This window comes from Neptunomonas sp. (genome assembly GCF_041601355.1).
Lineage (GTDB): Bacteria > Pseudomonadota > Gammaproteobacteria > Pseudomonadales > Balneatricaceae > Neptunomonas.
Genome location: NZ_JBFIIH010000137.1, coordinates 1 through 9804, shown reverse-complemented (window position 1 = coordinate 9804; position 9804 = coordinate 1). Strand labels below are relative to the sequence as shown.

At 46.1% G+C, this 9804-nt stretch carries 7 protein-coding genes; 5 read left to right on the top strand and 2 right to left on the bottom strand.

Annotated elements, in window-relative coordinates; translation table 11 throughout:
* Window positions 1–58 precede the first annotated feature (58 nt).
* From ABY436_RS16890 to nirD, 4 genes are all read left to right on the top strand, one after another.
* Window positions 59–1771 carry a protein kinase gene (locus tag ABY436_RS16890; RefSeq protein WP_372740102.1) on the top strand — a complete coding sequence of 571 codons (1713 nt, stop codon included), beginning with the start codon at window positions 59–61 and terminating at the stop codon, window positions 1769–1771.
* Window positions 1772–2143: 372 nt separating this feature from the next.
* Complete coding sequence (locus tag ABY436_RS16885) at window positions 2144–3433, top strand: NAD(P)/FAD-dependent oxidoreductase (RefSeq protein WP_372740101.1); 1290 nt, start codon at window positions 2144–2146, stop codon at window positions 3431–3433.
* Window positions 3430–5973, top strand: a complete 2544-nt coding sequence (nirB, locus tag ABY436_RS16880; RefSeq protein ID WP_372740100.1) for a nitrite reductase large subunit NirB — start codon at window positions 3430–3432, stop codon at window positions 5971–5973. The genes ABY436_RS16885 and nirB overlap by 4 nt, the downstream gene beginning before the upstream one ends.
* A 10-nt stretch (window positions 5974–5983) precedes the next feature.
* On the top strand, window positions 5984–6322 hold the full coding sequence (nirD, locus tag ABY436_RS16875; protein ID WP_372740099.1) for a nitrite reductase small subunit NirD: 339 nt from the start codon (window positions 5984–5986) through the stop codon (window positions 6320–6322).
* Window positions 6323–6517: 195 nt separating this feature from the next.
* Here nirD and ABY436_RS16870 read toward each other — a convergent pair whose 3' ends face one another.
* Both ABY436_RS16870 and ABY436_RS16865 read right to left on the bottom strand, forming a co-directional pair.
* Window positions 6518–7111, bottom strand: coding sequence for a 2-hydroxychromene-2-carboxylate isomerase (locus ABY436_RS16870; RefSeq protein ID WP_372740098.1), 594 nt, complete (start codon window positions 7109–7111; stop codon window positions 6518–6520).
* Window positions 7112–7610: 499 nt separating this feature from the next.
* A complete protein-coding gene (locus tag ABY436_RS16865) occupies window positions 7611–8657 on the bottom strand; it encodes a mechanosensitive ion channel domain-containing protein (protein WP_372740097.1) in 1047 nt (348 codons plus the stop codon).
* 413 nt (window positions 8658–9070) lie between these two features.
* Between ABY436_RS16865 and ABY436_RS16860 the strand changes: the two genes are divergently transcribed.
* A partial coding sequence (locus ABY436_RS16860) for a molybdopterin-dependent oxidoreductase (RefSeq protein WP_372740096.1) occupies window positions 9071–9804 on the top strand: 734 nt, incomplete at its 3' end.

Below are 9804 nucleotides of genomic sequence, written 5' to 3'. Positions count from 1 at the left end.
TGAGTTAACGCACGGCATTAACGGCTAAGTCGCAGATCAAAAAGAGAGGGAGTCGCACATGAGTAAGCAGCTGGAAGTTTGTTTTGGTGGATATTCAACCAAAGGACAAAAAGCGCTGAATCAAGACGCATTTGCGGCTTCCCTTCCTTCTGGTGCCGAACGCGAATACAAAGGTGCCGCTGCCGCTATTGCTGACGGCGTCAGCAGTTGCGAGGATTCTCATATTGCCAGCCAAACTGCGGTCACTGGTTTCATTGAGGACTACCTGAGCACACCTCCCAGTTGGGGAGTTGGGCATTCTGCGTCACGCGTACTGACGGGGCTTAACCGCTGGCTTTATCATGAAAACCAAAACAGAATGGGCCATCGCGAAAGCATGCTGACGACCTTCTCTGCGGTTGTAGTGAAGTCATCTACGCTGTTTTGCTTTCATGTCGGCGACTCCCGCATCTACCATCTGAGCGAAGGAGAACTGGAGCAACTGACTTCTGACCATGTACTGACTACCAAAAATCATGAGTATTTATCACGCGCACTGGGAGCTGATTCACACCTGGAAGTCGACTTCTTTAAGCGCGCGCTAAACCCCAACGACAGGCTCTTACTGACGACAGACGGTGTACACGGACACTTAACGTTTGCACGGATCAAAGCACTATTAAGCGATAACAGCCTGCATATAGAGGCCATCGCCCAAAAAATAGTTGAAGAAGCCTACGACAACGGTAGCGACGACAACCTTACCGCACTGATTGTTGAGATCAACCAACTCCCGTTAGAAACGCTCGATGAAAGCCATCAGCGTCTGACACAACTTCCCATTCCACCGGTGCTTAAGCCCGGTAACACAATTGATGATTTCGAAGTACTGCAGGTTATTTTCAGCGGCACGCGCAGCCATATGTATCTGGTTAAAGACCTCGAATCAGCAGAGCTGTTTATCTTAAAAGCACCCTCTGAAAACTTTGCAGAAGATCTGGTATATCTGGATGGCTTCATTCGCGAAGAATGGGTTGGACTGACACTGGACCATCCTCACGTGATGAAAACTTATCGCCCAGCACGGCCAAAGCACTTTATGTATTATTTGGGTGAATATATTGAAGGGACTAATTTACGCCAATGGATGCATGATAACCCTGCCCCCTCAATTGACCAGGTACGTCAATGGGCACAGCAGATAGTCAGCGGCTTAAGAGCGTTTCAGCGTAAAGATATGATCCATCAGGACTTAAAACCCGAAAATATAATGATCAACAAGGATGGGCAGATTAAAATCCTGGATTTTGGCACTGTGCTGATTGCAGGATCAGAAGAGATCAACTCGCCTTTAGATAAATCCGTACCACAAGGCAGCGTCAATTATATTGCACCGGAGTTTTTGGTGGGTGAAAAGGCCAGCTTCAAGTCTGACCTCTACTCTTTAGGCGTCATCATTTATGAAATGCTGACCGGCACGCTGCCGTACAAAGAGCCTAATGTTAAAAAAGTCACGCTGGATAACTATTGTGAGCTTAATTACATCCCCAGTACTCATCACCGTAAAGAGATACCTATATGGATAGAAGCCTGCCTGAAAAAAGCACTGCAACCCAATCCGGTTCATCGCTATAACGCTTTTTCCGAGTTCATGCAGGATCTGAGCGTACCCAATCGCCTTCTGGAAGCGACTATTTTAAAACAACCCTTGATTGAAAAACATCCGGTACGCTTCTGGCAAGGTGCCGCAGCGCTACTTCTTATACTGAATCTGTTACAAGTCCTCACGTAAGAGTAAGGCTATTTACCCTGATGCTATCTATCCGGTTGTTTTCTAACCTGTTGCTTTTGCCCTGTTGCTGACCACGCGCTCAACCACATACATACTCCTGTATATCTGCCAAATAACTACACCTGATTCCGCACCATTAACGTGCCTGATCCGGCAGATGTCCTGTTAATGGTGCACCGCACATAGCGTTCAACACTTATTAAAAACAGCTAACTATATGTTATATATAATAATTCAACTAATGGCACAGTTTTCGCTTAATAATTAAATGTATAGCAGCAGTAACACAAATTGGTATTTGAACAATGGCGTTCTCCTCAAGCATTAACATGATGCGCGAGCAGAGCGCCTTTTTTTTTCTGGAGATTAACGATGACACAGCCACACTTGGTGATTATCGGTAGCGGCATGGCAGGAGGCAGACTACTGAATGAAATTATCCGCCGTCAGCCGGATCGTTTCAGAATCTCTGTCTTTGGTGAAGAACCCCATCCCAATTACAACCGCATTATGCTGTCACCGCTTTTAGCCGGCGACGTAACGAAACAGCAGATCGTTCTTAATTCACATGAGTGGTATGCAGAACACAACATCACCTTATTTGCCGGCGAACGCATTGTTAACATTGACCGCACGCAACAGTCGCTGCGCAGTCATACCGGCACTGAATTAACCTACGATCATCTGGTTTTTGCAACCGGATCACGTCCTGCGAAAATCGCAGCCAGCGGCCAGCATCTAAACAATATTTTTGACTTTCGAACACTCGAAGATGTTGATGCTATTGTGAATACCGCTAAATCAGCCCATCACGCGGTCGTCATTGGTGGTGGTTTACTCGGCCTGGAAGCAGCCTACGGGTTAGCCATCAAAGGTGTTAAGACAACCGTCATTCATCGATCAGGCCACTTGCTCAACAGACAGTTGGATGCACAAGCGGGTGAAATGTTGCGCCTCTCGTTACAAGAGCGTGGTATAGAAACCTTATTGAATACCGAAGTTGATAGTTTTCATGGCGACACAGCGGTTAACAGCATGACGCTTAAAAACGGCGATGTGCTGAACGCTGACCTGGTTATTGTTGCCACAGGCATCACACCGAATACCGCTTTAGCGCAAACGGCAGCATTAGAGGTCAACCGGGGAATCGTGGTTGATGATCAGCTCTTCACTTCTGACCAACATATCAGCGCCCTGGGTGAATGTATCGAACATCGTGGTGAAACCTTCGGCTTAGTTGCGCCTATCTGGGATCAGGCCGATATTCTGGCCAATCGCTTAATGTTTAGCACTGATACAGACTATTCCACTAAAGCCACGCCCACCAAACTGAAAATATCCGGTATCGACCTATTCTCCGCGGGTGAGGTTAACGGCCAACCGCATGACCGTGTTGTGGTTCTACAGGACAAAGACCGCCGTGCGTACCGCAAACTCATCATCAGAAACGAAACCCTGATCGGCATAGTTCTGTTTGGCGATGTACAGGATGGTAACTGGTATTACGAACTTTTAGAGCAACAGATCAAGATTGAGCATCTGCTGCCCACCCTGCTGTTTGGACAGTCTTACTGTTCAGGCCTGCAAGACACAGATAATTCGACTCATCATTCAGATCAAGAGAATCAGCCGGATACCGCGCTGACAGGAGCCTCCCTATGAACAAGCAAAACCTCGTTGTTGTTGGTAACGGAATGGTAGGACACCAGTTCCTGCAAAGCCTGGCTGATAGCGGCCAACTGGATCAGTTTAATGTCACTGTTTTCTGCGAAGAACCCCGTTTAGCCTATGACCGGGTGTTTCTTAGTAGCTACTTTAGTGGTGCAACGGCTGAAGATCTGGCGATGGGCCAGATTGATGTTTACCAGAGCTGGGGATTAAACGTCCTGATTGGTGAAGCCGTCACCTCGATTGATCGTGACGCACAGCATGTTCACACCAACAAAGGCACCACCCTTTTTTATGACAAGTTAGTGTTGGCCACCGGTTCATACCCATTTGTTCCTCCGGTTCCCGGCCACACGCGTGAGCATTGCCTGGTATACCGCACCATAGAAGATCTTGAAGCGATTAAAGCGTCTGCAGCCGGCGCTAAAGTCGGGGTTGTTGTCGGTGGTGGCTTGCTCGGACTTGAAGCCGCTAAAGCGATCAAGGACCTGGGACTTGAAACCCACGTGGTTGAGTTTGCTCCACGACTGATGGCGGTTCAGCTGGATGAAGGCGGCGGTAACCTGCTACGTAAAAAAATTGAAGACCTGGGTGTAAAAGTTCATACCGGTAAAAACACACAGCAGATTGTTGATGGCAATGATGCCTATCATCGTATGGAATTTGCCGACGGTGACGTGCTGGAAACAGACTTAATCTTGTTTTCAGCCGGTATCCGACCACGTGATAACCTGGCACGCGATTGCGGTCTTGAAGTGGGCGAGCGCGGCGGTATTGTCGTTGACAACAACTGTCTGACATCAGACCAAAAGATCTATTCTATCGGCGAATGTGCTTTATGGAGTGGTCGTATCTTCGGACTGGTTGCACCGGGTTATGCGATGGCGAAAGTGGTTGTTGAACAGCTTACCGGTGGAGACAAGCAGTTCCTCGGCGCTGATATGAGCACCAAGTTAAAATTGATGGGAATTGATGTTGCCAGTATCGGTGATGCCCATGGCCATACCAAAGGCGCCCTGAGCTATACCTACAACGATCAGGTCAACCAGATTTATAAAAAGATTGTCGTTTCTGAAACAGGTAATGAACTGCTGGGGGCTATTCTGGTAGGTGAAGCCAATGACTACGGCACCCTACTGCAGTATGCACTCAACGGAATTCAACTGCCGAAAAACCCTGAGACATTGATCGTACCTAATTTTGGCGGAGACGATGCACAAACAGGATTAGGTGTTAGCTCCCTGCCAGAAACCGCTCAAATTTGTTCATGTCATGACGTCTCAAAAGGTGGAGTCTGCTGCTCTATTGAAGCAGGTTCTCAGACCGTCGCTGACGTTAAAACTGATACAAAAGCCGCTACCGGATGCGGTGGCTGTACTCAACTATTAACCGATCTTGTTAACCACGAGCTAGAACAGCGCGGCGTCACAGTCAGCCACGATATCTGCGAGCATTTTGCCTTCACTCGTGAGGATCTTTACAACATTATCCGTATCGAAGAGATCAAAACTTTTGATGGGTTACTCAGTAAGCATGGTCACGGTCATGGCTGTGAAATCTGCAAACCGCTTGTCGGCTCAATGCTGGCCTCTTGTTGGAATGAATATATCCTTGATAAATCGCATGTTGGTTTACAGGATACTAACGACACTTTTATGGCCAACATGCAGAAGGATGGCACGTATTCAGTAGTTCCTCGCGTACCCGGTGGTGAAATCACACCCGATCAGCTTATTGCGATTGGTCAGGTCGGCAAGAAATATAACCTATACACCAAGGTAACCGGCGGCCAGCGAATTGACCTGTTCGGCGCGCGTCTTGAAGAGCTGCCGGAAATCTGGAAAGAGCTGATTGATGCAGGCATGGAGACAGGTCATGCCTATGGTAAATCACTGCGTACTGTAAAATCATGCGTAGGTAGCACCTGGTGCCGCTATGGCGTAGACGACAGCACCGGACTCGCTATTGAGCTGGAGAACCGCTACAAAGGCCTCCGCGCACCACATAAAATCAAGTTCGGTGTATCAGGCTGTACGCGCGAATGTGCCGAAGCACAAAGTAAAGATATTGGTATTATCGCGACAGAAAAAGGCTGGAATCTTTATCTATGCGGTAACGGTGGTATGAAACCTCGTCATGCCGATCTGTTCGCTACCGACCTCGACAAAGATACATTGGTGAAATATATCGATCGCTTCCTGATGTTTTATATTAAAACCGGTAAACGTCTGCAGCGAACGTCGGTCTGGATGGAGAACCTCGAAGGCGGCCTGGAATATCTGCGAAAAGTAGTGATCGATGATCACCTGGGTATGAATGAAACACTCGAAAGCCAGATGGAACATGTGGTTGCAACTTATGAGTGCGAATGGAAACGCACCATTGAAGATGAAGATTCACTGAAACGCTTCCGTACTTTCGTCAACAGCGAAAAAACCGACAACAACATTGTATTTATTCAAGAGCGTGGTCAGATCCGGCCCGCTACTGAAGAAGAAAAAGCAGTGGCTGAACCCATCAAGATGATCATGTGAGGAGAATAAAATGACTAAACAATCAGAATGGGTTGACCTGTGCAGCATCGGCGACCTAGTCGAAAACAGTGGTGTATGCGCTCTGCTTAATGAGCAGCAAATTGCCCTTTTCTACTTGCCAGACGAACAGAAGGTTTATGCCGTAGGTCAGTATGACCCTTTCGGAAATGCCAATGTGATATCACGCGGTATAATTGGCTCCAAAGAGGGCAAGTTGTTTGTTGCCTCCCCCCTGTATAAACAGCACTTCCTGCTGGAAGATGGCAGCTGTCTGGAAGACGAGACGGTGAGCCTGCCCGTCTGGAAAACTCAGATCATTAATGAGCGAGTGATGATTCATACCGTTTAAAAGTAAAAACGGACACCGCCCATCTACTAGAGAGAAACATAGATGGGCGGTTTTATCCATACCAGGCATATCTATGCCAGCAACCTGATCTTTACGTAACACCCATGCCTGCCCAGGAATCGCATACTCATGCAGTGGTATCCCTGCATCACAAGCTTCTTCTGACCAGCGTTTTTTCATAGCTTCATTGAACAATCAGCGTAGTGCTTGCTCAACAAAATCCAGCCGATCCTGGCCCCAGAAAACGTCTGATCCAACCACAAAAGAGGGGACGCCAAACACGCCTTTAGCAATGGCTTCTTCCGTATTATCACTCAATATTTGTGTGTAACTCTGTTCATCTTTGGCGGTTTGAATCAGTGTTAGCGGTAAATGTAGCTTAACCAATACACCGGCTATTACCTGTTCATCCGCTAAATTGAGATTATCTCTCCACAGCGCAGCACCTAACGCAATCACTAATTCAAGAGCATCATGCTGGCTCTGGATAGCAGCAATCACTGTACGTACCGCAAGGCTTTCATCAACAGGAAAATATGTCGGCTCAAGGTGAATAGGCAAATCTAACTTATTACTCCAGCGTTTTAACTCTGCTAACCGGTAGGCCTGACGCTGCTCCGAGCGCAGTTTCAACGGTTGCCCTCCCGTACGGGGAAACAGCTCACCGAGGAGCACCGGTTTTAAGTCTATATCAGCATTTTTTTGTTTTGCTATCTGGCCAAGACGAGCGCCGGAAAAATAGCTCCACGGCGAATTTAAAACGAAGTAATATTCTATTTTTTTAGTCATTGTTAAAGCCCATGAGTGACGTCAGTTAAACAGATAATAGGTTTTTAACAGAAGGGTATATATTCCTTTCATATAAAAAAAGCTTTCAAAGAATTTTCAACACCTCAATAAGCAACCACTAAAAGCCTGTATCGAATACAACTTGTGGCCAATGTCAGTTGCTCACAGCATTACTTTATATTTACATACCCTTGTATAAAATCAGACGCTTTGCTCACTAGATACATCCATAAATTTAGTGAATATAACGCATAAAAAAAGGGTAACCCGAAAGTTACCCTGTAAATGACAAGAACCGTGCTTCCTTTGTGACCTGTATCAGCAAAAGAATAAAAGCTAATCAGAGGTGAGATCTGAATTAACTAATTGAACAAAATCATATTAACGCAAATGATAATCAATATCAATTACATTTAGTTTTAAATTTATACCCTGAGTGCAAATTATTACAAAGTCTGATCTGCGGCATATCACAAGTGCTACATATAAAGGGAGCTACTCAATACTCCCACTTTACCTTTTCCTCTTCCTTTTGCTCACTGATCTGGTCGAGCTGTTGTCGTTTTTGCTGTATGCGAGCTTCTATATTAGCTTTTTCGTCACCACTGGCTGCGCCGAGTTCTTCATCCAACGCCTGTAGTTCTGTATTCAATTGTTCCTGAGCTGATTCGTGTTGCTCAGCTTTTTCTGCTTTATCAAAAACAATGGACTCAACATTGGATGATGTGTCGACCGGTGCTTTCACTGCAAAATCCGGGATTACTTTGACATTGCCTTCCAAGCGCCTTTGATTAACGAAACTAGGCGATACAATCTCTACACCATCATTATGTAATGCATCTAAAATGGCGCGATACAGCAATGAGCGCGTGGTCAGCATACTTTTTACATCTACCAGTAAACCACTCACCCGGTAGGTAATCGCATCATTACCCAACTCAATGACCTGAACGAAAGGATCGGCCAGCTCGCAAGCCTGCGCAGCAGAAATCAACAGGGATTCTATGCGTGAGTAGTGGATGTCGTACCCCAGCGATAGGGTACTGGAAATAATCGCACCTGATTTACTGACCACCTCTACCGGACGGGTGATCAGATACAAGTTTGGCAACGTGATTAATTCACGATGCTCACTTTGAATTTCGGTATCAAACAAACCCCGTTCAGAAACGCGACCGAAATGACTTTCAACCCGGATGAAATCACCCGTATTAAAGGGCCGGTTCATACGTAGCATGATACCCGCCATAAAGTTGGCAACAAAAGTAGTCGATGAGAACGCAACAAGACCGGAAAGTATTACCCCGGTGAGCGCTATCACCTGATTACGTGCGGTATCACTCACCGGCAACGAAAAGGTAATCATCATCAAGCCGACCAATGTAAGTGCCAATAAAGCTAACTGCCGCGGTAGCTTTTTCTCATTCCCAAGTTCAGGATGACGTCCCAGCAACAGCCAGTTCATTAGCAATAAAAATCCAATAACCACCGTACTAACAGCCAGCAAGGGCGCTATAAAAATAATGTTGTCTATCAAACGATCCATAAAAAGCCCCTGCGCATCCTATTAATATTTTATTGAGTATTTATCAGCTTCGGTTATTAAATTGAAATCCGGCTATATTACAACATGTTAAGTCCCACAACGGTGCAATTTTCATTGCGATGCACCCTGCATAACATCTGCTATTTACTCACAACTAAAAAAGCCACCTTCATTTCTTAAAAAAACTCTTTAATAACAAGGCACTAAAAAAATACGAACACCATAAAGACGATGGCACTAATTATGCATCAGTTTAAGTGCAGTTTTAGTTAGATGCAGTATTTGTTAGATGCAGTATTTGTTAGACAGGTACGCAGTAATCGTACCCACATTTGTTCTCGGTATTGAGAAGCTTTGGCAATGGCGCTATTTCAGGATTACTCCTGTGTAGCGCCTTTTTTTTGGGAATTAACATGATCACAACAGAGACTATAAAAACCACCTGTCCTTATTGTGGCGTTGGTTGCGGTGTAGATGCCAAAATGCAGCAGGGTAATTTGATCGCGGTGAGCGGTTCAACAGAACATCCTGCGAACCAGGGTAGACTCTGCGTTAAAGGCTCTGCTTTAGATGAAACGGTTAGCCATCATGGCCGTATGCTGTCCCCGAAAATTGAAGGCCAGCGTGTCGATTGGGACACGGCTTATTCTCATGTTGCTAACAAGCTATCCGCTATTATCGAAAAACACGGCCCCGACGCTGTGGCCATGTATGTGTCCGGGCAGATCCTCACTGAAGATTATTATGTGGCGAATAAGCTCATGAAAGGCTTTATCGGTACCGCTAATATCGATACTAATTCCCGCTTATGTATGTCTTCTGCCGTAGCGGCGCACAAACGCGCTTTTGGCACTGATACAGTAGCAGGGTGTTATGAAGATCTTGAGTTGGCAGACTTAGTGATTCTTACCGGTTCTAATCTCGCCTGGGCACACCCGATTGTTTATCAGCGTTTAGCAAAAGCCAAAGCCGCGCGCCCTGCGATGAAGATCGTTGTCATTGATCCACGTAAAACCGCCAGCTGCGATATTGCTGACCTGCATTTACCCTTAAAGCCCGGCAGTGATGGCTTCCTATTTAACGGCTTAGCGCACCACCTGATTGCCAATCAAAAGCTTGATCATGGGTTTATTGATCAGCATTGTGA